Source organism: Geothrix paludis, from assembly GCF_022808815.1.
Classification (GTDB): domain Bacteria; phylum Acidobacteriota; class Holophagae; order Holophagales; family Holophagaceae; genus Geothrix; species Geothrix paludis.
Genome location: NZ_JAKZLC010000005.1, coordinates 281,850 through 303,792 on the forward strand (window position 1 = coordinate 281,850; position 21,943 = coordinate 303,792).

Sequence of the window (21,943 nt, forward strand, 5' to 3'; positions counted from 1 at the left end):
CCCCCGAACGGTCGATTTTCAGGTCCGAACGGATTCGACCCCTGGCGATTCCGGCCCCGGCGCCAGCCTCCCCTCTCCGGGCCTGGCCAGCCGGGACTCGTAAAGGCGGGCCAGGAATTCCATGAGGATCCACTCCTGCTCCCGGGGGTGGGTGCGGAAGAGCCGGTTCAGGTGCATGTGCGCCAGGCTCCCGGCCAGGGCGGTCCGGTCCTCCCGCAGCTGCCCCTGGTCGCAGGCCTCGCGGATGACCCCCAGGCTCCGCAGGCCGAAAGCATCACCTGCCCCGGAAGGCTGGAAGAATTCCGCCTCCAGATCCTTCCTCAGCTGCCTGAACCTCGCGCCGATCGCCACGACCCCGGGCCCCGCGCCCTCGAACTCCTTCCGGAGGGCGTCCCGCGTGCCTCGGGACAGGTCCCGGCGGGCCAGATCATCCAGCCCCAGGGCGGCCCAGATCGCATCCACCTGCCGGAGGCCGGCCTTCCAGCGGTCCTTCTGGCCTAGGCCCACCAGCAGGTGGCTCAGGATCCACTCGCTGTCCTCGAAGAACCACGCCTCCGCGAGGTCGAACCCTTGGGACCCACCGTAGCGCTCCAGCTCGGGCTCGAAGGTGTCCACCTGCCATTTCCACAGGAGGCCCTGGGCGCGGCAGTCCTCCAGGTGCCGGTGGACCTCGGGCAGCAGGCCCGTGAGAAGGCGGAGGGGCAGGCCATGGAACCGGACGCGGAGGTGGGGCTCCGGATCCCGGTACCGGATGAAGTGCCAGCGGTCCCAGAATCCCTGAGCCCGGGTCCACCGGAGCAGCGGTTCCAGGGCCACGAGGAGGCGGTCCCCGCTGGCGGCGCCGCCATAGAGCTTCAGGTAGAGCCATTCCGAGCCCGGCGGGTAGGCGCGGGTCTCGGCGCCCGCGGGATCCGGCGGGAGCCGCACCGACCGCGGCGGCGCGGCGGGAGCGGCTTCGAAGGGGATGACCAGCTCGTGGGCGAACGGCCCTTCGGGCGAGGTGACCGGCGTCTGCCCCGCATCCGGGAAGAACTCCGTGAGGGTGAAGGCGGATCGGCCCGCCACGAGGTGGTGCAGGGTTTCCACCCAGAGCACGCGATCCAGGTCCACCCGCAGGCTGTTGTCGGCGTCGGTGAGCGTGACGAACCGCGGCAGCCCCAGGCGCTTGCGCAGGATCTGGAAGGCCCCCCAGGCCCCCTCGCCGCTGGCGGCCAGGGCCGCCTTCAGCTCCTCGGCGCGGATCCGCCATCGCGCGCGGCTGAGGACATGGCGTCCGCGGACCACCCTGGGCAGGAACGGCTGCTCGGCCAGGGCTCCCCAGGACCAGCCGCCGGCCCGGCCGTCCTGGTCCTGCAGGTGGGACAGGAACCGGTAGACCACGGGACCGCGGGCGAAGTTGTGGGCGGAGGACAAGCGGGGGATCACCTCCCGCCCCAGCCGCGTCGACGCCAGCACCACCCGGTCTCCCCGCACGGTCACCTGGAGGTCGGACGGGGGAATCACGTGATCCTGGGGGACGCCCGCCGTCGCCAGGAAGGGGATCTCGTACTCCCGCAGGGCGGGTCGGGCCAGGACGTTGCCCATGCGGCCCTCGGGCACGTGGACCACCTCGGCGAACACCGCCTCCGACCGCAGGGCCTCCTCCTTCCGGAGATGCCGCTGGAGGGAGGCCTGGAGACCCGGGTCGCCGGAGGCGAAACGCCCCAGCCACCGGGCCGCCGTGGGACCCGAGTACTGCTCCATCCAGAACTGGAAGTCGCCGCGATCCAGGTCCGCGGGGCTGGAGGCCGCCAGAGTGGCCAGCGCCGCGAAGGCTGCGGGGAAGGGCTGGGGATCCGGCTGGGCCAGCGCGTCCAGATCCGCATCCTCCAGGGTCCAGACCCGCGTCCCTGCCCACCTCGGGAACTGGGCCAGGAGGAACTGGTCCCGGCGCGACAGGCTCCGCGGGGGCGCCGGCGCCTGGAAGGGCAGATCCTCCAGCAGGGGATCGTCGTAGGCGGGAGCGCCGTCGAACCCGATGCCGCTCTCCTCGTCCAGGACCTCCAGCAGGGGCATCCACCGCTGGCCGTACCGCTCGCTGAAGGCCCACCGGAACCTCTCCAGGGGCCGGTCGGTCGGCGCCTGCGTCAGACGTCGGAGGGTGTCGGCGCCCTCTTCCAGGGCCCGGCGGATCCCGGTGGACAGCGCCAGGCCCGGGGCCGGACGGAAGAGGTCCACCTGGAGGAGATCCCGGATTCCCGGGGGCAGGTCCAGCCCCTGGAGGGACGGCAGGTGGGCCGGGTAGCCTTCAGGACAGGCGCCGAGGGGTGCCTGGCGGAGACGGTCCAGGTCCCGGCCCAGGGCCACCAGCGGTTCAGCCTGGGGCGCGGTCAGGGCATGGGCCCGAAGCGCGGCGATCACGTGGCTGAGGGGATCGGGGCTGGTCAAGGGCGGGTGCAGGTCCCCGCGCAGCACCTGGGCATCCACGATCTGTTCCAGGAAAGCGCGGGCCTCCGCGAGTTCGACCTTCAGGCGCACCGCCAGTCGCACGGCCAGGTCCCCGAAGGACTGCCCCGCCCGCGCCTGCTGGAGCGCGAAGTCGAGGTGGGGCGTGGCCTCCACCGCCTCCAGGTGATAGGACCGCCCCTTCCCTTCCGTATCGCGGGTCTCGAGATAGCGGCGCCACCCACCCCAGGCATAGAGGCTGGAGTTGGGCCGGTAGGTCACGCGGGACCGCACCTCTGGATCCCACTCCAGGCGGTTCACCAGGGCCTCCAGGATGCCCCAGTCCAGGCGCACGGCCTTGCGGCACGAGCGCCAGGACGCCACGGCCAGGCGGCTTTCCGGCCCCCAGGCGCCCGTGGACACCCCCGCGAAGAGACCGAAGGGGGTGGCGCGGCTGCTCATCCGGCTGAGGTACTTCACCAGGGCCCGCTCCACCCCGCGGGTCGCCGCGTCATCCAGCGCGCCCTCCAGCCAGGCATCCAGGCGCCCGGCCAGGTCCGGCGAAGCCAGCGCCACGGCCTCGCGCACAGCGGGCTGGCGGACCTGCGCGCGAAGCGCGGCCCGCAGCGCCTCCCGATCCCGCTCCAGCCGGGCTCCCGGGGTCTCCTCCGCCGGGCCTTCCTGCGGCGGCGGAACCACCACGGCGAGCGCATCCAGGGGGAGGCCCGGGCTCCGGAGCACGAAGAAATCGGTGGTCTGACAGGAAGGTTGCGGCATGGACCGGAATCTTTCCGAAGAGAATCCCCCTCAGGAGAACATGTCCCGCGGATGCGGGCTCCGGAAGCGCCGAACGGTAGCAGTTGGGGGGCCGAACGGTTCGAGCCGTGGTTACATACCGTTCATGGGAATGGGTTGGAAGGGCTCCCGCAAGGGCTCACAAACGAGGTCGCGCCCGGCGGCGCCACCTGGGAGCTCCCATGACCACCACCCTTTCCTTCCGCAAGGAATCCATCCAGCAGGCGAGCAGCGTCAGCGAGACGCTGAACCGGCAGAAGGTCGCCGTCACCGATGGCCAGGGTCAGCGGGCCTCTCATGAACCCTGGGCGCCCACCCTCACCACCACGGTCTTCACGATCCAGTGACGATCCACATGGAGTCTTCCCGGTGGAGGCAGACACGGCAAACCCATGGGCCTCGCTCTTTCCGTTGGCCCGGAACTGGCGAGTCCTCCTGGTCTGCTACCTCCTCTGGGTGGCGGTCCTCATCTACAGCTACCAGACTGCCCACCGGCTCGGGAACATCTGGTTCTGGGCCAGCCTCCTCTCCGGGCCCTTCACGCACATCACCGCCTTCGCAGGGCTGGCCCCCCTGCCCTGGACCCTGTCCCGCCGGCTTCCCTCCCCGTGGAGGTTCGCCGTGGGGTTCGTCGTCTCGGTGGTCTCCTGTGAATCCGTCTCCTACCTCCTGCCCATCTTCGACGGATGGCTGCTCTCACGAGCGGGCCACCAGTTCAACCTGGCCCGCGCCACAGCCGTCTACAGCTCTTTCGTGGGGCCAGCCATGATGATCGTCGGGGGTCTCGTCGCATCGCGGGCCCGGTCGGAGGAGCTCCGGGCGGCCTCCGAGGCCGAGGCACAGATCGCCAAGAACCGCCTGCTCCAGGGGCAGGTCCATCCCCATGTGCTGTTCAACGCGCTCAACGGCCTGGCGGAGCTGGTCCACAAGGATCCCAAGGCTGCCGAAACCGCCATCCGGCACCTGTCGGACCTGCTCCGCCGCATCCTGCGGGCCTCCGAGCACATGCGGCTGCCCCTCGGGGAAGAGCGGAAGATCATCTCGGATTTCCTGGCCCTGGAGGCCATCCGGCTGGGGCCCCGGCTCAGGGTGTTGTGGGACTGGGACGAAGGGCTCGATTCCATCGAGATTCCGCCGCTCCTCCTCCAGCCCCTGGTGGAGAACGCCATCAAGCACGGAATCGCGCCGAGCATTCCGGGCGGCGACATCATCATCCGGGCCCGCTCCCGGGACGGCTCGGTCCGGCTGGAGATCTGGAACTCCGGCAGGCCCTTCCCGAACCAGGTGAACGGAAGCGGCATCGGCCTGAAGAACCTGCGCTCGCGCCTCGCCCTGCACTTCGGCTCCAGCGCCGAACTCGTCATCGGGCCCTCGGGCCAGGGCACGCTCGCCTGCATCCAGTTCGAGGCGACCCAAGTAGAATGGCCCCATGAAGCCTCTGAAGGCCCTGGTAGTTGATGACGAGCCTCTGGCCAGGGAGCGGCTTTCGCGGCTCCTCCAGGAGGCCGAATGCACCATCGTGGATGAGCTCGGAGACGGCGTCGCCCTGCTCCAGTGGCTGAAGCAGCCGGCCGAGGTGGACGTCATCTTCCTGGACATCCAGATGCCCGGACTCAACGGACTGGAGGTGCTGGCCGAAGTCCCGGACTGCCCGCCGGTGGTGTTCGTGACGGCCTTCTCCGATTACGCCGTGCGGGCCTTCGAGCTCGCCGCGGTGGACTACCTGCTGAAGCCGGTGTTCGAGGACCGTCTCGCCAAGTGCCTTCAGCGCCTCCGCGACCGCCTGGTCCGGCGGCTCAGTCCGTCGGAGCTGAAGACGCTCATGCCGCCTCCCGTCCGCTTCCCCATCCGGGCCGGGGACGGGGAGATCTACATGGACCTGGAGCTGGTGACACATTTCGAGCTCGAGAGCGACCGTGTGTGGGCCTGCCGGGGCCAGAACCGCTACCTGACCCGATGGTCCACCCTGGCGGAAGTGGAGCAGGCCTTCCCGGAGGCTGGCATGCTCCGGATTCAGCGGCACCTGCTGCTGCGGCCCCAGATGGTCAAGGGGATCCGCCCATCCACGGTGGGCCGCATCAAGGTGCTGGTGGCCCCCCAGGTGGAGCTGACCGTCAGCCGGGCCATGACTTCACGGACGAAGGAGTGCATCCGAGGCGAGGAGACCTGACGGGGGGCCCGTACCCGCCCGTGTCTGAAAGTGAAGCGCGTGGAGGGCGGCCTCCGCATCCCCTTCTCGAGAAGCGCCTCGTCGCTCGCACTCTCCCGGCGCGGATACCCGCGCGACCCCGCCCGTGATCCAATCGAACCCAGGATCCGGGGTGCTTCAGGCCTTGGACCGGGAGGTTTCCGCATGCGGCTCAAGGCGATCGTCGGCACGGTACTTTGCGCGATGGGAGCCGCCCTCTGGAGCGGGGAGGCCACGCCTCCCACGCTGCGCCTCCCGGCCTCCGTGCGCCCGCTCCGGGGCCGGCTGGAGCTGACCATCGTCCCCTCGCGGGAAGCCTTCACCGGAACCGCCACGTACGACCTGGCGGTCTCGGAACCCACGGCGACCCTCTGGATCAATGCCACGGGCCTCAAGTTCCAGCGCGCGGAGCTTGCCGCCGGCGGCGCGAGCCAGGCCGCCACAATCATCCCCGGAAACGAGGACGTGGTGGGCCTGCGCTTCGCGGCGCCCGTGGCGCCCGGCCCCGCGCAGCTGACGCTGGCCTGGGAGGGGGCGCTGGACTCCACCCGCAGCCAGGGCCTCTACCGGGTGAAAGAGGGCGACGACTGGTACGCCTACACTTTCTTCGAGCCCATCGACGCCCGGCGAGCCTTCCCCTGCTTCGACGAGCCCGGGTTCAAGATCCCCTGGACCCTGGTGCTCCATGTGCCCCAGGACCAGGTGGGGCTGGCCAACGCCCCGGCCAGGGAGGAAATCGCCGAGCCCGGCGGCATGAAGCGGATCACGTTCGCGGAGTCCCGGCCCCTGCCCTCGTACCTGGTGGCCCTGGTGGTCGGGCCTTTCGATGTGATCCCCGCGGGCACGGCCGGACACCACGGCACGCCGCTACGGTTCGTGGTGCCCAAGGGCCGCGGCGCGGAGACCCGCTACGCGGCGGAAGCCACGCCACGGCTGGTAGGCCTGCTGGAGGACTTCTTCGGCATGCCCTATCCCTTCGGGAAGCTCGACGTGGCCGTGGTCCCACGCTACTGGGGCACCATGGAGCACCCCGGGCTGGTGGCCCTGGGCCAGCCCCTGACACTCATCAAGCCCGGCGAGGAGACGCCAGCGCGGAAGGAGTTCTACAGCACCATCGCCGTCCACGAGCTTGGCCACTACTGGTTCGGCGACGTGGTGACCATGGCCTGGTGGGACGACACCTGGCTGAACGAGGGCATGACCACCTGGATCGACGCCAAGATGATGGAGGCCTTCGAGCCGTCCTGGCGGGTCCCCGCGAACCGGCTCCAGCTCATGGCCAACGCCATGGCGGCGGACGCCCTGCCCTCGGCCAAGCGGGTGCGCCAGCCCGTCGCATCCAAGGACAACATCGAGAATTCCTTCGACAACAACCTCACCTACTTCAAGGGCAACGCCCTGATGACCATGGTGGAGCGCTGGCTGGGACCTGATCGCTTCCGGGGGATCGTGAGGTCCTACGTCCAGCGGCACCAGTGGGCCAACGCCACCTCGGAGGACTGGCTCAAGGCCGTGCAGGAAGGCGCCGGCACCCCGGCCCGGTCCGTGTTCGAGTCCTTCATCAGCCAGCCCGGCATTCCGGTCGTCACGGGCCGGTGCGTCCAGACACCCGGGGGCTGGAGCCTCGAGCTAACCCAGGCGCGGTTCCTAGCCGCAGGCGCGGAATCCGGGTCTCCGGCGGTCTGGACCCTCCCCGTGGGCATCCGCACGAACCGAACCGCCGAGCCCTTCTACGCGGTGCTCACGGGGAAGTCGGGCACCTTCCCCCTTCCCGGCGGCCAGCGGCCCGGCTGGCTCCTGCTCAACGCGGGCGGATCGGGCTACTACCGCGTGGCCTACCAGGCGGATCAGCTGACCGCCCTTCTGCAGGCACCCGCTGCGGCGCTGACGGTCCCGGAGCGGTTCCGCCTCCTGGACGACGCCAAGGCCATGGGCGAGACCGGAACCCTGGACCTGGCCTCGACGATACGGCTGGCCTCGGCCGCCGCCCAGGATCCGGACCGCCTCATCGTGGCCCAGTCCCTGGCCCTCGCGGGCCGGATCCCGGTTGGGCTCCTGGCCCCGGGCGACCGCACACACCTGGCCGCGTACGTCCGGGCCACCTGGGGCGCCCGGGCCCGGGCCCTGGGCTGGACGCCGCGCTCCGGCGAGAACGTGGAGGCCCGCCGTCTCCGGGCGCTCCTGGTGCCCCGCGTGGCCTCCCTGGGCCTGGACCTGCGGCTGTCCGCCGAGGCGAGAACCCTGGCCGGGCGCTGGCTGAAGGCCCACAAGGGCGTGGATCCCGACCTGGTGGCGCCGGTCCTGGCCGTCGCCGCGCAGACCTCCAGCCGGTCGTTCTTCAATCAGCTGGTGGCGCAGGTCCGCGCGACGCCGGACCGCCAGGAGCGCGCCCGGCTCATGGCGGGACTCGGCGGTTTCCGTTCCCCCGCCCTCGTCAACGCCGCGTTGGACCTGATGCTCCGGGACGGCTTCGACATCCGGGAGTCCGTGCTGATCCTGGACGGCGCCCTGGCCGACCCCGAGACCCGGCCCCTGGCCTGGGCCTGGCTCCAGCGGCACTTCGACCAGGTGGCGCCCCAGTTCCGCAGCGATGATTTCTGCGGCCTCGTCGGGCGGCTGGGCGAGGCCCTGTGGGACACCGTGAGCCGCGATGCCTTCGAGGCCTTCCTCCGGCCCCGGGTCCAGCCCTTCGACGGCGGCCCCCTGGCCCTGACCCGCGCCCTGGAGTCCATGGAGGTGCATCAGGCCCGGGGCCGCCGCGACCTGGAGGCCAGCGCCCGGTTCCTCCGCGGGAAGGGGTGGTCCTAGCCCCGAAAGCCCCAGCCCAGGTATCCGCCAGTCATTGTCCAATCCATGGGTCGATCCTGGGACCAGGAGGTGATCCCATGGCCCGGCCCGACGCGCTCCCCCTCACGCACCACGCCCGGCTCCGGATGGACGGGCGGCGCATTCCGCCCACGGCGGTGGAGGCGGTGCTGGCCCACGGACGGGAGGCCTGGGTCCGGGGCGCCTGCATCCACGCGCTGGGAAAGCGCGAGGTGGCGAAGGCGGCGCGACGGGGCCTCGACCTCCGGCCCTTCGCGGGCCTGCAGGTGGTCTGCTCCCCCGAGGGGGACGTGCTCACCGTGTACCGGAACCACGACTTCCGGAGCCTCCGCCGCTCGGCCTGACCTGGGGAGCGGCCCGCCCGCTGTATCCTGGCCCCAGGCGCCCGGTTCCCCGCGGTGGGGCGGGGGCGGACATCGGAGCGGTGTGGACGGGAACGGGGAGCGCGCGCAGGTCGTCGTCCTGGGAGGCGGGATCTCCGGCCTGCTGGCGGCGTGGCACCTGCGCCAGAAGGGCTGCGATGTCGTGGTCTGGGAGGCTGCCGAGGCTCCGGGCGGGTGGGCGCAGACGCTGCCCTGGCCGGGCCCGGCCGGCGAGCCGGGCTGGCTGGAGCGCGGGCCCCAGGGCCTGCTCGTGGGCCGGGGCGGGGCGCTGGACCGCCTGCTGCGGGCGCTGGCGATCGAGCTGCGCCCCTCCCGGCCCAGGGGCCCCCGCTGGCTGGGCAAGGCCGGGCGCCGGCACCCCGGGCCGGCCTCGCTGGCGGGGCTGCTGCGCGCTCCGGGCCTCGGCTTCGGCGAGAAGCTGCGGGTGCTGGCGGAGCCCTTCATCCCGGCAGGAACCGGGCCTGACGAAACCCTCCACGCGTTCTTCGCCCGCCGCCTGGGGGAAGGCTTCGCCCGGGAGCTGCTGCCGGCCCTGGTGGCCGGCGTGCTGGCGGCCCCGCCGGAGCGCCTGGGCCTGGAGGCGGCGCCGCGCCTGAAGCGCCTGGAAGCGCATGGCGGCCTGTTCCTGGGCGGCCTGCGGACGGGCCTCGAGCGCACCCGCCTGCCCGTGGGAGGCACCGGCGCGCTGGCGCAGGCCCTGGCGCTGACCCTGGCGGAGCGGCTCGGCGGCGTGTCCACTGGCCGGGCCGCGCGGGCCCTGGAGCCCCTGCCCGACGGCCGGTGGCGGGTTCATGGAGAAGGCCTCCATGTGGAGGCCGGAGCGGTGATCCTGGCCCTACCGGCGGCCGCCGCCGCGGCACTCCTGCGGCCTTTCGCACCGGAAGCGGCTTCGGAGCTGGCGGCCATCCCCCACCTGGACCTCCGCCTCTGGCACAGCCGCCATCCCATGGTGCGGGGCTGGGAGCGGGGCCTGGGCCTGCTGGTGCATCCGCCAGAGGGCCGGGGGCTGCTGGGCGCCGTGTCCTTCGCGGCGGACGATCCCCGGGGCGTGCCGGGCCTGCTGCAGCTGCGCGCCTACGTGGGCGGCGCCTATCCCGTGGATCCGGCGCTGGCGGCCTGGCCAGGCGTCTTCCGGGAGCTGCGCCGCTGGCTGCCGGAGCTGGGCGAGGCAGTGCAGGTGCGGGAGGACGCCTGCTCCGGCGCCTTCCCCCTGCTGGAGCCGGGCCACGGCGCCCGGGTGGCGCGGGTGCTTGAGGGGCTCCCGCAGGGCCTCCACTGGCTCGGCGCGGCCCGCTTCGGACCCGGGATCCCCAACCTGGCGGAGGGCGTGGAGGCCTGGGCCGGGGCGCTGTCCATGCGTGGGCTCACTTGAACTCGGTCAGGGGCTCGAGAACCGGGCCGGCTTCCTTTGCGGGGTCGGTGCAGCCGGCGAGGGTGATGGCGATGGTCAGGAGCTGGACGAGGATGACCAGCGCCACGCAGGCGGACCAGCCGCCGAAGCGCCAGAGGTAGCCCGGCAGCTCGCCGCCGACACAGCCGCCAAGGTAGTAGCAGGTGACGTAGATCCCCACGGCCAGGGCCTTGTTCTGGCGCGCCGCCACGCCGAGGTAGCTGGCGGTGGCCGCCTGGGCCACGAACACGCCGGTGCAGCAGAAGGCCAGGCCGGCCACCACGGCCCAGAGGCTCGGCACCAGCGTGAGCAGCATGCCTCCGATGCCGGCGCCCATGGCCAGCACCATGGCCGTCCGGTGGCCGTAGCGGTCGATGACGTGGCCGGCGTAGGGCGTGATGACCGCGCCGACCAGGTAGGTGAAGAACAGGGAGCCGAGGGCCAGGGGACCCAGGCGGAAGGGCTCGCCCGCCAGGTGGAAGGTCACGTAGGTGAAGCTGGCGATGAGGGTGAAGAGCACCCCGAAGCCCACGGCGAAGGCGGCCCGGAGCCGGGGGTTTTTGAGATGGGCCAGCGCGCCGGCGAAGGGCGATTCCCCCTGGACGCGGCCCGTGAACCGGCGCTCCCGGGGCAGCCAGACCTGAAGCGCGAAGGCCGAGACCGCACCCATGAGCCCGATCGCCACGAACGACCCGTGCCAGTTCCAGTGGGACACGATGAGCCCGGTGGTCATGCGTCCCATGAAACCGCCGAGGACGGAGCCCGTGACGTACATGGCCATGGCCCGGCCCGCGCCCCCGTCGGCCCACTCCTCCTGCACGTAGGCCACGGTCACAGCGAAGACCCCGGGCGTGAAGACCCCCTGGAGGAACCGCCAGAAGACCAGGGAGGGAAGCCCCGTGGCCGTGGCGTTCAGCAGGGTGGCCAGGGCCAGCAGGCTGGCGGAGGCGACGATGACGCGCTTCCGCCCCAGCCGGTCCGCCACGATGCCCACCAGGGGGGCCGCCAGGGCCACACCCAGGGTGGAGGCGGTGAGCGTGAGGCTCACGGTCGCCTTGCTGGCGTGGAAGAGCTGCTCCAGCATCGGCAGCAGGGGCTGGGTGGCGTAGAGGCCCAGGAAGGCGCAGAAGCCCGCGAAGGTCACGGCCAGGGTGCGGCGGGCGTCGGCCACGCGCAGGTCCGGTTCCGGAAGAGGGGTCTGGGAAGGCTCACCTTCGCTCATTTCTCCATTGTCGGAGCAGCAAAAACCTATGGAAAATATCTGTACCAGGGGCATCTTATATTCAGGAGATATCAATGGAGCTCCGCCTGCTCCGCTACTTCACCGTCGTCGCCGAGGAGCTGCACTTCAGCCGGGCCGCCGCGCGCCTCCACATGGCCCAGCCCCCCCTGAGCCAGCAGATCAAGCAGCTGGAGCAGGAACTCGGCGTCCCGCTGTTCGCCCGCACCCGTCGCCACGTCGAGCTGACGGAGCCCGGCCGGCAGTTCCTCGCCTCGGCCAGGGAGATCCTGGCCCAGGTGGACCGGGCCGTCCTCCAGGCCCAGCGCGCGGCCCGGGGCGAGGTGGGCGAGATCGCCATCGGCCTGGTGAGCTCCGCCTCCTACGAGGACACCCTGCCCCGCGTCCTGCGGGCCTACCGGGAGCGCCATCCCGCCGTGGCCATCACGCTGCACGAGCTGAGCAGCGGCGAGCAGGTGGACGCCCTCCGGGAGGGCCGGATCCAGGTGGGCTTCCTCCGCCCACCCATCCACGAACCCGGCATTACCACCACCACGGTCCTCCGGGAGCCGCTGGTGGCCGTGCTGCCGGCGGACCACCCTCTTGCGGCCCGGCGACGCATCCCTCTGGCCGCCTTGGCCGAAGATCCCTTCATCATGATCCCCCGCAGCCATGGCCTGGGGATCCTGGACCTGATGATGGGCGCCTGCTTGCAAGCCGGTTTCTCGCCCCGCATCGCCCAGGAGGCCAAGGAGATCCAGACGGTGGTGGGCTTCGTGGCCGCGGGCTTCGGCGTGTCCCTGCTGCCCGCCGCCGTGCGCCGCCTGGCCCACGCGGGCGTCGCGTACGTGCCCCTCGCGCCGCCCCAGGTGCTCATCGAGATCGCCGCCGCCCACCGGAGCGGCGATCCCTCGCCCCTGCTGGCCGCGTTCCTGGCCGTGCTCCGGGAAACCGTGTCAGGTCGTCGCGCGGCCCCGAAGCGGTCTAGGGCCAGGGGCTGAGGCGATCCGCGTCCACCCCCAGGCCAACACTCCCGCCAGTAGCAGCCATCCGATAGGCGACCGGGCCGCGATGCAAAGATCCTGCCCCGACGGCATGGCCCCGAAAACCAGGTTCGCCAAGAGGAACATCATGGCCGCCTCCGACCAGCCGAGGTGCGGATGGCCATTGAGGCGCCACAGGAGCAGGCCGTATGCCGCGGGCAGCAGGGCCAGCGGCGCGAGGCCGATGAAGAAGGCGTTGTACCAGCGCAGATTCGAGAGGGCGACGGCCCCCAGTACCCAGCCCCGCCCCTCGCGCCGCGGAACCACCGTGAAGCGGACGGGGCGGCCGTTGAGCAAGTGGCCCAAGGTCCAGTGGCAGAGTTCATGGCAGAGCGTCCCGGGCAGCACCAGCAGGGAAAAGAGCCAGAAGGACCGCTTGGCCTGGTTCAGCAGCCAGAGCGCTGCAGCGGTCCCCGCCAGGTAGGCCGCAGCCGCCCCATGAATCCCCGTTCCCAGCCTCCATGCCCCCATCCCCACGCACGCTCCGGCTCTCGCAAGACTCCCCGGGTCCATTGGACCATCCCTCTGGAGGCCGGCCGCCCGAACCTCGGAGGTTCTGCGAGGAGGCAGGCTAGGCCAGGCGCGCCAGCAGCGCCGCGATGTTCCTGTCGTTCTGGTCCATGCGCTTCAGCAGCTCGTCGATCCTGGCGACGGCACCCTGATCCGGCGCGTTCTGAAGGGATTCGATCCGGGCGATGGCGTCCAGCAGCAGTTTGTCCTGATGGACGAGGTGCTTCATGATCACCTCGATCTCCACTTCGGACTTCTTGTTCACTTCGTAGTCATTCTGGGCCGCCAGGCGGTCCTTCTCGGACTGCCGGTTCTGGCTCATCATCACCACCGGTCCGGTGTATGCGGCCTGGAAGCTGAGCACCAGGTTGAGGAGGATGAAGGGGTAGGGGTCCCAGGCCTTCAGGAAGCCCGGCCGGGAGTGCTCCTGAACGACCAGATAGACGTTGAACCCCATCCAGACGCAGAGCAGCACGCTCTGCACGATGATGAACGGCCAGCTCCCCACGGACAGCGCCACCCGGTCCGCCACGCGCTGGCCGAGCGTCATGGACTTGATCACCTCTTCGTTCACGCTCTTCACGGGTGGGTGATCGTGGCGGTATTGGGCCGCGGGGCCCAGGGTGCGGTTCGTGGTGGACATGGGATCTCCTTCCGAAGGATGGGGAGGGGGGGCCGGGGGACCAGCCCGTGACCTTCCCGCCTGAGGTCACTCCAGTCTCAGATGCCCAGCTTCTGTAGTTTCCGGTAGAGGGTGTTCCTCGCCATCCCCAGCTCCTGGGCGGCCTTGGTCATGTTCCCCTTCCAGGCGCGCAGGCAGGCCTGGATCTGCTCCCGCTCCTCCTCCAGCAGCTGCTCCCGGAGGCTGGCGGAGCCCGAGGCCCGACCCGGGCCTGACGCCGCGGGACCTGAGAGGGAAGCCGGGGGTTCCGTGGGACGGAGGATCTCCTCGGGGATGTCCTCCGGGAGGAGCGCCGGGCCCCGGACCGCGTGGACCATGCGCTCGACCACGTTCTGGAACTCGCGGACGTTGCCGGGCCAGGCATAGCCCTGGAGGGCGCCGCTCACGCCGGGATCGATGCGGAGCTTCGCGATCCCCTTGCGGGCGGTGAACTTGTGGAGGAAGGCCTCCAGCAGCTCCGGAATGTCCTCGGGATGCTCCCGCAGGGGCGGGAGCCTGATCATGGAGACATTGAGCCGGTAGTAGAGGTCCTGGCGGAAGGTCCCCTTGCGGATCTCCTCCCGAAGGTCCTTGTGGGTGGCGCAGATGATCCGCACGTCCACCACGAAGGGCCGGTCGCCGCCCAGGCGCGTGATGGTCCGGTCCTGGAGCACGCGGAGAAGCGCGATCTGCTGCTCCAGGGGCATGTCGCCGATCTCGTCCAGGAAGAGGGTGCCTCCGCTGGCCAGCTCGAACTTCCCCGGGCGCCCGCCCCGGGCCGCGCCCGTGAAGGCCCCGTCCTGGTAGCCGAACAGCTCGCTGGCGATGAGCTCCCGGGGGATGGCCCCGCAGTTGATGGCCACGAAGGGTCCCGTCCGGCGGTCCGACTGGTTGTGGATGGCGTGGGCGAACATCTCCTTGCCGGTGCCGCTCTCGCCAGTCAGCAGCACGTTGCTCTCGTTGGCGGCGGCCAGCTGGCCCTGCTGGACGGCCCGCAGCAAGACCTCCCCCTGCCCCAGGATGTCCTCGAAGCGGAAGGTGGCCTGCGCCCCGCTGAAGCGGTTGATGAGCCCCTTGATCTTGTTGATGGGGTTCACGAACAGCACGGCCCCCTTGACCACGCCGGCCTCATCCAGGATGGGCTTGCCGCTGGCGATGCACTGGAGGACCCCCCGGCCGGAGGCCAGTTCCAGTTCCCGGTCCAGGAACTCCCGGCCCCAGGCCAACAGCTCGCGGATGGGCCCCAGGTCCCGCACCAGATCCGTGATGCGCTTGCCGGCGGCCTGCTGGTTGGAGACCCCCAGCAGCCGCTCCGCCACGGGGTTGATCTGGTCGAGGACGCCGTCGACGTCCAGCACCAGCACCCCGTCGGTGACCGTGAGGATGATGCTGGAGAGCCGGTTGTTCAGCAGCCTCAGCTCCCGGTTCTTCTGGCCCACCTCCAGCTCGTGCTGGATGGCTTCCACCGCGGCCATCACCAGCCCGAGCGTGTGGATGTGCGTCTCGTCCACGGGCCCGGTCATGTCCAGCAGGCCGATGGTCTTCCCCCGCGGATCGAAGATGGGCGCCCCGGAGCAGGTCCACCGGTGGTGCTTCTGGCAGTAGTGTTCGGCGCCCGAGACCTGGAAGGGGCGGCCCAGCACCAGCGGTGTGCCGGCCCCGTTGGTGCCCACCTCGGCTTCGGCCCAGAGCGCGCCCTTATTCAGGTTCAGATCCTGGGAGGCGAGGATCCGGTCCTGGTCCCCCACGGCTTCCAGGAGGTAACCCTGCTCGTCGAAGAGCAGCACCACGAAGCTGGACCCCGCCACAAGGCTGTACAGGTTCTCCATGAAGGGCTTGGCGACCCGGATCAGGTCCTGCTTCCGCTCCGCCAGCGCCGCGTACTCGGCGGATCCCAGGATCAGCGTGGACCGTCCGGCCAGCGGATCCACGCCCGCGGCCTTGCAGCGGCGCCAGGATGCCTCCAATTCAGGCCCCAGCGTGCCGGGCTCGAGGGTCCCCTCCCGGATGAAGCGGTCCCAGATCCCCCAGCACTCTGTGGTGTGCCCTTCCCTCTGTGCCATGGCCCCTCCAGAGGCCAGTCCAGCCGCAGATCGCGCCAAACCGTTCCATTACGGTACGATTCGATGCATAAATGATCAATAAGTAACATTTCAAATGAAGGATCGTCGGCGGATCGAGAGAATTTTATCCTCGCATTTTACCACCTGCGACCGGACCGGCCGGGCTTCTCGGATATCAAGATCAAGAATGGCCTCCGTCCCCCGGGCTTCCGGTACACCTCCTGCCTTGGTCGGGCATCCACCCGAGACCTTGAGGGGAATCCACCATGGACAAGATCCTGCGCGTGAACATGACCGACCTGACCACCGTGGTCGAGGAGGTGCCCGCCGAGTGGGCCGGTCTCGGCGGCCGGGCCCTCACCTCGACCATCGTGGTGAAGGAGGTTCCGCCCACCTGTCACGCCCTCGGGCCCAACAACAAGCTGGTCTTCGCGCCCGGCCTGCTGTCGGGCACGGCGGCCTCCAACTCGGGCCGCCTCTCCGCCGGCGCCAAGAGCCCGCTGACGGGGGGCATCAAGGAGAGCAACGTCGGCGGCACGGCGGCCCAGATGTTCGCCCGCCTGGGCATCAAGGCCCTGATCGTGGAGGGCATGCCCCGGGGCGAGGGGTGGTACGCCCTCAAGGTCGGCAGGGACGGCGTCACCATCGAAGAGGAGCGCGGGCTCCTGGGCCTGGGGAACTTCGCCGTCATCGACGCCCTCCAGGCGCTGCTGGGCAAGAAGACCGGCGTGATCGCCATCGGCCCCGCGGGCGAGATGAAGCTCACCTCGGCGAACATCTCGGTAAAGGATCCCTCGGGCAAGATCCGCAGCCACGGCCGCGGTGGCCTCGGCGCCGTCATGGGCTCCAAGCGCATCAAGTTCATCGCCATCGACGACGAGGGCGCGCCCGGCATCCAGATGGCGGATCCCGAGGCCTTCAAGCGCGCCTCCCGCATCTTCACGAAGGCCCTCATGGACCACCCCGTGAGCGGCCAGGGGCTCCCCACCTACGGCACGAACGTGCTGGTCAACATCCTCCACGAGGCCGGCGGCCTGCCCACCCGCAACTTCACCCATGGCCAGTTCGACGGGCACGAGCAGATCTGCGGCGAGACCATGCACGACACCATCGTGGCCCGCGGGGGCAAGCCCCGGCACGGCTGCCACGCGGGCTGCGTCATCCAGTGCTCCCAGGTCTACCACGACAAGGACGGCCAGTACCTCACCTCCGGCTTCGAGTACGAGACCATCTGGGGCCTGGGCGCCAATTGCCTCATCTCCGAGCTGGACGACATCGCCCTGGCCGACAACGTCATGGACGACCTCGGCCTCGACTCCATCGAGACCGCCGTGGCCTTCGGCGTGGCCATGGAGGCGGGCATCCTCCCCTGGGGCGACGGCAAGGAAGTGGTCCGCATCCTGCGCGAGGAGGTCGGCAAGGGCACCGCGCTGGGCCGCGTGATCGGCTCGGGCGCGGGGGCCGTGGGCCGCACCTACGGCGTCACCCGGGTGCCCGTGGTGAAGAACCAGGCCATCCCTGCCTACGATCCCCGCTCGGTCAAGGGCATCGGCATCACCTACTGCACCAGCCCCATGGGCGCGGACCACACCGCGGGCTACACCATCGCCACCAACATCCTCAACGTGGGCGGGCAGGTGGACCCGCTGAAGAAGGAAGGCCAGGTCGAGCTCTCCCGGAACCTCCAGATCGCCACCGCCGCCGTGGATTCCACGGGCATGTGCATCTTCATCGCCTTCCCGGCCCTGGACATCCCCGAGTGCCTGCCGGCGTTGATCGACATGATCAACGCCCGCTTCGGCGCCAAGCTCACCGGGGACGACGTGACGGGCCTCGGCAAGAACGTCCTGAAGCTCGAGCGCGCCTTCAACCTGGCTGCGGGCCTGACCAGCGCGGATGACCGCCTGCCGGAGTTCTTCTGCTCGGACCCCGTGACGCCCCACCAGGCCGTGTGGGACTTCACGAACGAGGAGATCGACGCCTTCTGGGACTTCTGAGATGGCGTCGATCACCGTCACCATCAAGCTCTTCGCCCACTTCCGGAACGGTCGGTTCAAGGAGGCCGACCACCAGTTCCCGCCCGGCGTGGCCTGCCGCGACGTCATCCTCGGGCTGGGCTTCCGGCTCGGTGAGATGGGCATCGTCATGGTGAACGGCCAGCACGCGCCCCTGGACCATCCGCTGAGCGAGCGCGACACCCTGGCCCTCTTCCCCCTGGTGGGCGGAGGATGAAGGCCCAGGAGGCTAGTCCTGGAGGCTAGTGCACTTTGATCACGACCTTCCCTTTGGTGCGACCGGTTTCGACATAATCCAGCGCTTGTCTGGTTTCCTCGAACGGGAAGACCCGATCGACCACCGGCCGGATGTGACCGGCTTCGATCAACCGGGTGATCTCGCCCAGTTGTTGGCCGCTGGCAGTCATAAAGTGGAAGGAGTAGCTGGCGCTGCTGCGCCTGGCCGCTTTCCGGATGCCGTAACTGAGCAGCCGCATCAACAGGCTGAGAAAGCCGTTCATGCCACGCAGCTTGGCGAAATCGGGGTCCGGCGGACCAGCGATGCCAATCAGCTTTCCGCCTGGCTTGAGCACGCTCAGCGATCTTTTCAGCGTGTCCCCGCCCTGCGTGTCAAGCACCAGGTCGTAGCCTTTCAGCTTGGTCGAGAAATCTTCCTTCTTGTAATCGATGACGATGTCGGCGCCCAGGCCCTTCAGCATGTCGGCATTGGCCTCGCTGGCGGTGGTGGCGACCGTGGCGCCGAAGTGCTTGGCCAACTGAATCGCGATCGTGCCGACGCCGCCCGAACCAGCGTGGATCAACACCTTCTGGCCCTTCTTCAGCCCACCTTTTTCCACCAGCGTTTGCCATGCGGTCAGTGTCACCAACGGGATGGACGCGGCCTCCTCCATTGACAGGTTGGCCGGCTTGAGAGCCAGCGAATCTTCTTTGATCGCGATGAATTCGGCAAAGGCGCCGATACGATCGTCGTCTGGTCGCGCGTAGACCTCATCGCCTACCTTGAAGCGGCGCACACGTGGGCCGACACGCACCACCACGCCGGCCAGATCAGTGCCCAGGATCAGCGGCATTTTGTATGGCAACAGCAGCTTGAATTCGCCAGCCCGGATTTTATTGTCCACTGGATTGACGCCCGCAGCATGAATCTGCACGAGGACATCATCGTCGCGTAGCCTCGGCTCGGGCAGCTCGCCCAACCTGAGCACGTCAGATTTGCCGTAACGATTGATGAAGAATGCCTTCATGTATGGCTCCTGTTCTCGGACATCACCGCGCCGAGGCCATGGCGCGGCCGCGCACAGCTGGCTGGGAATCAAGTCTCAAGTCCTTGCGGACACCAGCTTCGACCAGCGCGGCGGGCGCGAAGCGGCGCAAGAAGCGCAACCGGCCGGCCAACGCACCGGAGGTGTAGCGCACCTTCGGCGTCGCCGCCAGCGCCACCCGAACCACTGTTTCGGCCACCACGCCCGGGCCATCCGCACTTTCCAGCGCTTCCTTCACGCGCCGATCCAGTCCCGCACGCAGGTCGCGATACTCGTCGAGCGCCTCATCGGGCTGCACCTGGTTGGCGTCGAACGGTGACTTGATGTAGGCCGGTTCGACAAGCGAAACACGAATGCCCTGGGTACGCAGCTCTTGGTCCAATGACTCTGAATAACCCTCCAGTGCATGCTTGGTGGCCGAATACAGGGCCATGTACGGCATCGGCACAAAACCCAATACCGAGCTGATGTTGATGATGCGTCCGCTCCCCCGCTGTCGCATGTGCGGCACGACGGCGCGGATCATTCGGACGGTACCGAAGAAGTTGGTATCGAAGATCGCTTGCGCCTGCCGGATCGAGCTCTCCTCGGCTGCGGCGGGCGCGACGCCAAAACCGGCGTTGTTGACCAGCAGATCGATATGCCCTTCAAGCCGCAGCACTTCGTTGACGGCAGTCGCCACGGATTCGTCGTTGGTCACGTCCAGCGCCAGCATCTCAACCGCGCCCTTGGCGCTTTGCCCTTGGACGCCGCGGCGGCTGGTGCCGTACACCTTGTAACCCACCTTGGCGAGTTGCTCGGCAGTGGCTTCGCCGATACCCGATGACGCTCCGGTCACGATCGCGATCTTGCTGTTCATGGGGCTCCTCCTCATGGACATTAAATATGATGATCATCATATTTTCAACCAAAATAAATCCAAACCACGAACTGCCTGGTGGGCCTTTATTTACCGATCTCTGAAAAATGCTTGAGCGCCGCTTCGCGCAACGCCTTGGATAGCCTGGGATCATCGACGGCGCGCGCCACCACCATCGTGCCGACCAACGAACTGACCATGAACATGGCCTGCTCATGCGCATTGGGCGTTCCCCAGTCGGGCAGCTGGCGGGCCACCACATCGATCATCTCCTTGATGTGACGCGTCGCCGCCTGCCGCACCTCCGGTGCCTGGCGATGCATCTCGGAGCCAAGCGCGGCTACCGGGCAGCCATTCTCAACACCTTCCAGGTGCTGCTGTGACAGATAGGCGTGCATGAGTGCCTGCAAGGACTGCCCTGGCGCCGCAGCAGCAGCGATGTTGGCCGACCAGTTGACTGCCTCAGAACCAGCGCGGTCGGCCGCTTCGGCCAGGAGCGTTTCGCGCGAGGCGAAGTGCGCGTAGAAGCCGCCATGCGTGAGCCCGGCTTCCTTCATGATATCCGCTACCCCGGTGCCGGCATAACCGCTGCGTCGGATCGCGCGTGCGGCCACCTCGACGATGCGGTCGTGCGTCACTTCCTTGCGGCTCTGGGTGGCGCGCTTGGCGCTTGGATGGGTGGATTTGATTCGCATGATGGACATCATACATTAATCTCAACAGAGCATGCCCACCTGCATGCCAAATTGATTGTTTGACGGTCTGCCTTGAGGGACGCGACTCAACACTACCCGTGTGTATCGCTACGTGGCTCCCACTTTGAAAACAGACCCTAGTCTTCAACGAACCGCGCGAATTCGGCGACGGGCGCGCGCTCGGTCTCCAGGCGGTTCTCCACGGCCGCCGGGTTGGCGTAGCCCAGCGCCATGCCGCAAACCAGCATCTGGTCGGGCCGGAAGGCCAGCTCCTCGGCGATGACGCGGTGGAACTGCGTGAAGGCGGCCTGGGGGCAGGTGTGCAGGCCCCGGGCCCGGGCCGCCACCATGATGGCTTCCAGGAACATGCCGTAGTCCAGCCAGCTGCCCACCTGCATGATCCGGTCGATGCTGAAGATCAGGCCCACCGGCGCGTCGAAGAAGCGGAAGTTGCGACCGTGCTGCGCGTGCATCCCAGCCTTGTCCGTCTTCTCGATGCCCAGGAGGCCGTAGAGGTCCCAGCCCACTTTGCGGCGACGCTCCAGGTAGGGGGAGGTCCATTCCCTCGGGTAGTACTCGTACTCCCTTTCGTGCCGGGCCAGCTCGGCGGGATCCTCGTAGATCGCGAGGATGCGGTCGCAGAGGCGCGCCTTGGCGGCGCCCGTCAGCACGTGGACCTGCCAGGGCTGGATGTTGGTGCCCGACGGGGCCCGCGATGCCACACGCAGGATGTCCTCCACCACGGCTCGCGGCACGGGCGTTGGCAGGAAGGCGCGCATGGAGCGGCGGCTGGTGATGGCGGCATCGACCGCGGCGGTCTCTGCCTCGGTGGGCGGGGTGAACAGGTCCACGGGGTCGGTCCTTTCAGGAGAGGTCACTTCAAGCCGTGGGCAGACTTGAAGGCGGGCCACTCCGCTTTGAGGCCGATGAAGGCCGCCACGTCCGGGCAGCGCAGGAAGGGGTTGGCCTCGCGCTCCCAGGCCAGGGTGGTGCTGGGGCGGGCGCCGTAGTCGTGGCCGGGCCAGATCGTCGTGTGGGCGGGCCACTCCCGCAGCAGGCGCTGGAGGCTGTCCCACTCGGTGCGGGCGTCCCGGTCGTTCGGCGTGCCACCCACCTTCCCCACGAAGAGGAGGTCGCCCGTGAGCCCCGCGACCAGGTCGCCCGGCAGACCCCCGGTCAGGAAGGCCAGGTGGTCCGGGCAGTGGCCGGGCACGTGCCACACGCCCAGCCGCCAAGCCCCGAAGGGGATGCGCTCACCATCCTTCAGCACGCGGTCCAGGGGGCCGGGATGGCCAGGCCCGCCCAGGACGGGGGCGCCGGTGAGGGCCTGGGCGCCGCCGTTGCCGTTGCTGTGGTCGGCGTGGCCGTGGGTGTTCAGGATGGCCGTGATCCGCAGCCCCTGGGCCTTCGCCCGGGCCACCAGGGCGCCGGGGTCGTAGGAGGGATCCACCAGGACGCCCTCCCCGGCCTCCCGGTCGCCCAGCAGGTAGCCGAAGTTGCGGTCCCCGCCCACCTTGACCTGCTCGAAGATGAACCGCATGGGCGCCTCCGGCCCCATTGTCCCCCACGCCCCTCCCGGGCGGAACGCCCGGGCTTCCCCCGGCATCCAA

19 protein-coding genes are annotated in these 21,943 nt (G+C 69.4%); 9 read left to right on the top strand and 10 right to left on the bottom strand.

Annotation, left to right across the window (positions count from 1 at the left end; genetic code table 11):
• Nucleotides 1–18: 18 nt before the first annotated feature.
• Nucleotides 19–3,201 carry a lantibiotic dehydratase gene (locus tag MLE64_RS13910; protein ID WP_243318537.1) on the bottom strand — a complete coding sequence of 1,061 codons (3,183 nt, stop codon included), beginning with the start codon at nt 3,199–3,201 and terminating at the stop codon, nt 19–21.
• Nucleotides 3,202–3,401: 200 nt separating this feature from the next.
• Between MLE64_RS13910 and MLE64_RS13915 the strand changes: the two genes are divergently transcribed.
• From MLE64_RS13915 to MLE64_RS13940, 6 genes are all read left to right on the top strand, one after another.
• On the top strand, nt 3,402–3,566 hold the full coding sequence (locus tag MLE64_RS13915) for a hypothetical protein (protein ID WP_243318539.1): 165 nt from the start codon (nt 3,402–3,404) through the stop codon (nt 3,564–3,566).
• 64 nt (nt 3,567–3,630) lie between these two features.
• Nucleotides 3,631–4,677, top strand: coding sequence for a sensor histidine kinase (locus MLE64_RS13920; RefSeq protein ID WP_243318540.1), 1,047 nt, complete (start codon nt 3,631–3,633; stop codon nt 4,675–4,677).
• A complete protein-coding gene (locus MLE64_RS13925; protein WP_243318542.1) occupies nt 4,649–5,389 on the top strand; it encodes a LytR/AlgR family response regulator transcription factor in 741 nt (246 codons plus the stop codon). Before MLE64_RS13920 ends, MLE64_RS13925 begins: the two co-directional genes overlap by 29 nt.
• 183 nt (nt 5,390–5,572) lie before the next feature.
• Nucleotides 5,573–8,215 (top strand): M1 family metallopeptidase, encoded by a 2,643-nt coding sequence (locus MLE64_RS13930; protein ID WP_243318544.1) that lies wholly within the window; start codon nt 5,573–5,575, stop codon nt 8,213–8,215.
• Nucleotides 8,216–8,292: 77 nt separating this feature from the next.
• Nucleotides 8,293–8,577, top strand: a complete 285-nt coding sequence (locus MLE64_RS13935) for a DUF4258 domain-containing protein (protein WP_243318546.1) — start codon at nt 8,293–8,295, stop codon at nt 8,575–8,577.
• An 82-nt stretch (nt 8,578–8,659) separates the two neighbouring features.
• Nucleotides 8,660–9,988 carry a protoporphyrinogen/coproporphyrinogen oxidase gene (locus MLE64_RS13940; RefSeq protein WP_243318548.1) on the top strand — a complete coding sequence of 443 codons (1,329 nt, stop codon included), beginning with the start codon at nt 8,660–8,662 and terminating at the stop codon, nt 9,986–9,988.
• On the opposite strand, the gene MLE64_RS13945 is transcribed toward MLE64_RS13940, so the two are convergent.
• Nucleotides 9,981–11,228 (bottom strand): MFS transporter, encoded by a 1,248-nt coding sequence (locus tag MLE64_RS13945; protein WP_243318552.1) that lies wholly within the window; start codon nt 11,226–11,228, stop codon nt 9,981–9,983. The two genes, MLE64_RS13940 and MLE64_RS13945, sit on opposite strands and share 8 nt — an antisense overlap.
• Before the next feature lie 74 nt (nt 11,229–11,302).
• Here MLE64_RS13945 and MLE64_RS13950 point away from each other — a divergent pair, with 74 nt between their 5' ends.
• Nucleotides 11,303–12,226 carry a LysR family transcriptional regulator gene (locus MLE64_RS13950; protein WP_243318554.1) on the top strand — a complete coding sequence of 308 codons (924 nt, stop codon included), beginning with the start codon at nt 11,303–11,305 and terminating at the stop codon, nt 12,224–12,226.
• Here MLE64_RS13950 and MLE64_RS13955 read toward each other — a convergent pair.
• The 3 genes from MLE64_RS13955 to MLE64_RS13965 all read right to left on the bottom strand — a co-directional run bounded on the left by MLE64_RS13955 (nt 12,182) and on the right by MLE64_RS13965 (nt 15,502).
• Nucleotides 12,182–12,739, bottom strand: coding sequence for a hypothetical protein (locus tag MLE64_RS13955; RefSeq protein WP_243318556.1), 558 nt, complete (start codon nt 12,737–12,739; stop codon nt 12,182–12,184). The genes MLE64_RS13950 and MLE64_RS13955 overlap by 45 nt on opposite strands.
• Nucleotides 12,740–12,839: 100 nt before the next feature.
• Nucleotides 12,840–13,421, bottom strand: a complete 582-nt coding sequence (locus MLE64_RS13960; protein WP_243318557.1) for a DUF1003 domain-containing protein — start codon at nt 13,419–13,421, stop codon at nt 12,840–12,842.
• A gap of 77 nt (nt 13,422–13,498) precedes the next feature.
• Nucleotides 13,499–15,502 carry a sigma-54-dependent Fis family transcriptional regulator gene (locus MLE64_RS13965; RefSeq protein WP_243318559.1) on the bottom strand — a complete coding sequence of 668 codons (2,004 nt, stop codon included), beginning with the start codon at nt 15,500–15,502 and terminating at the stop codon, nt 13,499–13,501.
• Nucleotides 15,503–15,768: 266 nt separating this feature from the next.
• Here MLE64_RS13965 and MLE64_RS13970 point away from each other — a divergent pair, with 266 nt between their 5' ends.
• Together MLE64_RS13970 and MLE64_RS13975 are read left to right on the top strand one after the other, a co-directional pair.
• Complete coding sequence (locus tag MLE64_RS13970) at nt 15,769–17,499, top strand: aldehyde ferredoxin oxidoreductase family protein (protein ID WP_243318561.1); 1,731 nt, start codon at nt 15,769–15,771, stop codon at nt 17,497–17,499.
• A 1-nt stretch (nt 17,500) separates the two neighbouring features.
• On the top strand, nt 17,501–17,734 hold the full coding sequence (locus tag MLE64_RS13975; RefSeq protein WP_243318563.1) for a MoaD/ThiS family protein: 234 nt from the start codon (nt 17,501–17,503) through the stop codon (nt 17,732–17,734).
• Nucleotides 17,735–17,759: 25 nt separating this feature from the next.
• Here the strand turns inward: MLE64_RS13975 and MLE64_RS13980 are convergent, their stop codons facing one another.
• The 5 genes from MLE64_RS13980 to MLE64_RS14000 form a co-directional block, all read right to left on the bottom strand.
• Nucleotides 17,760–18,761: an NADP-dependent oxidoreductase gene (locus tag MLE64_RS13980; RefSeq protein ID WP_243318565.1), complete on the bottom strand. Its 1,002-nt coding sequence runs from the start codon at nt 18,759–18,761 to the stop codon at nt 17,760–17,762.
• Nucleotides 18,762–18,783: 22 nt separating this feature from the next.
• Nucleotides 18,784–19,638, bottom strand: a complete 855-nt coding sequence (locus MLE64_RS13985; RefSeq protein WP_243318567.1) for an oxidoreductase — start codon at nt 19,636–19,638, stop codon at nt 18,784–18,786.
• Nucleotides 19,639–19,724: 86 nt separating this feature from the next.
• A complete protein-coding gene (locus tag MLE64_RS13990) occupies nt 19,725–20,345 on the bottom strand; it encodes a TetR/AcrR family transcriptional regulator (protein ID WP_243318568.1) in 621 nt (206 codons plus the stop codon).
• 125 nt (nt 20,346–20,470) lie between these two features.
• The gene (locus MLE64_RS13995; RefSeq protein ID WP_243318571.1) at nt 20,471–21,184 is read right to left on the bottom strand and encodes a nitroreductase; all 714 of its coding nucleotides are present in this window, start codon (nt 21,182–21,184) and stop codon (nt 20,471–20,473) included.
• 23 nt (nt 21,185–21,207) lie between these two features.
• Nucleotides 21,208–21,873: a hydroxyacylglutathione hydrolase family protein gene (locus tag MLE64_RS14000; protein ID WP_243318572.1), complete on the bottom strand. Its 666-nt coding sequence runs from the start codon at nt 21,871–21,873 to the stop codon at nt 21,208–21,210.
• Between the last annotated feature and the right edge of the window lie 70 nt (nt 21,874–21,943).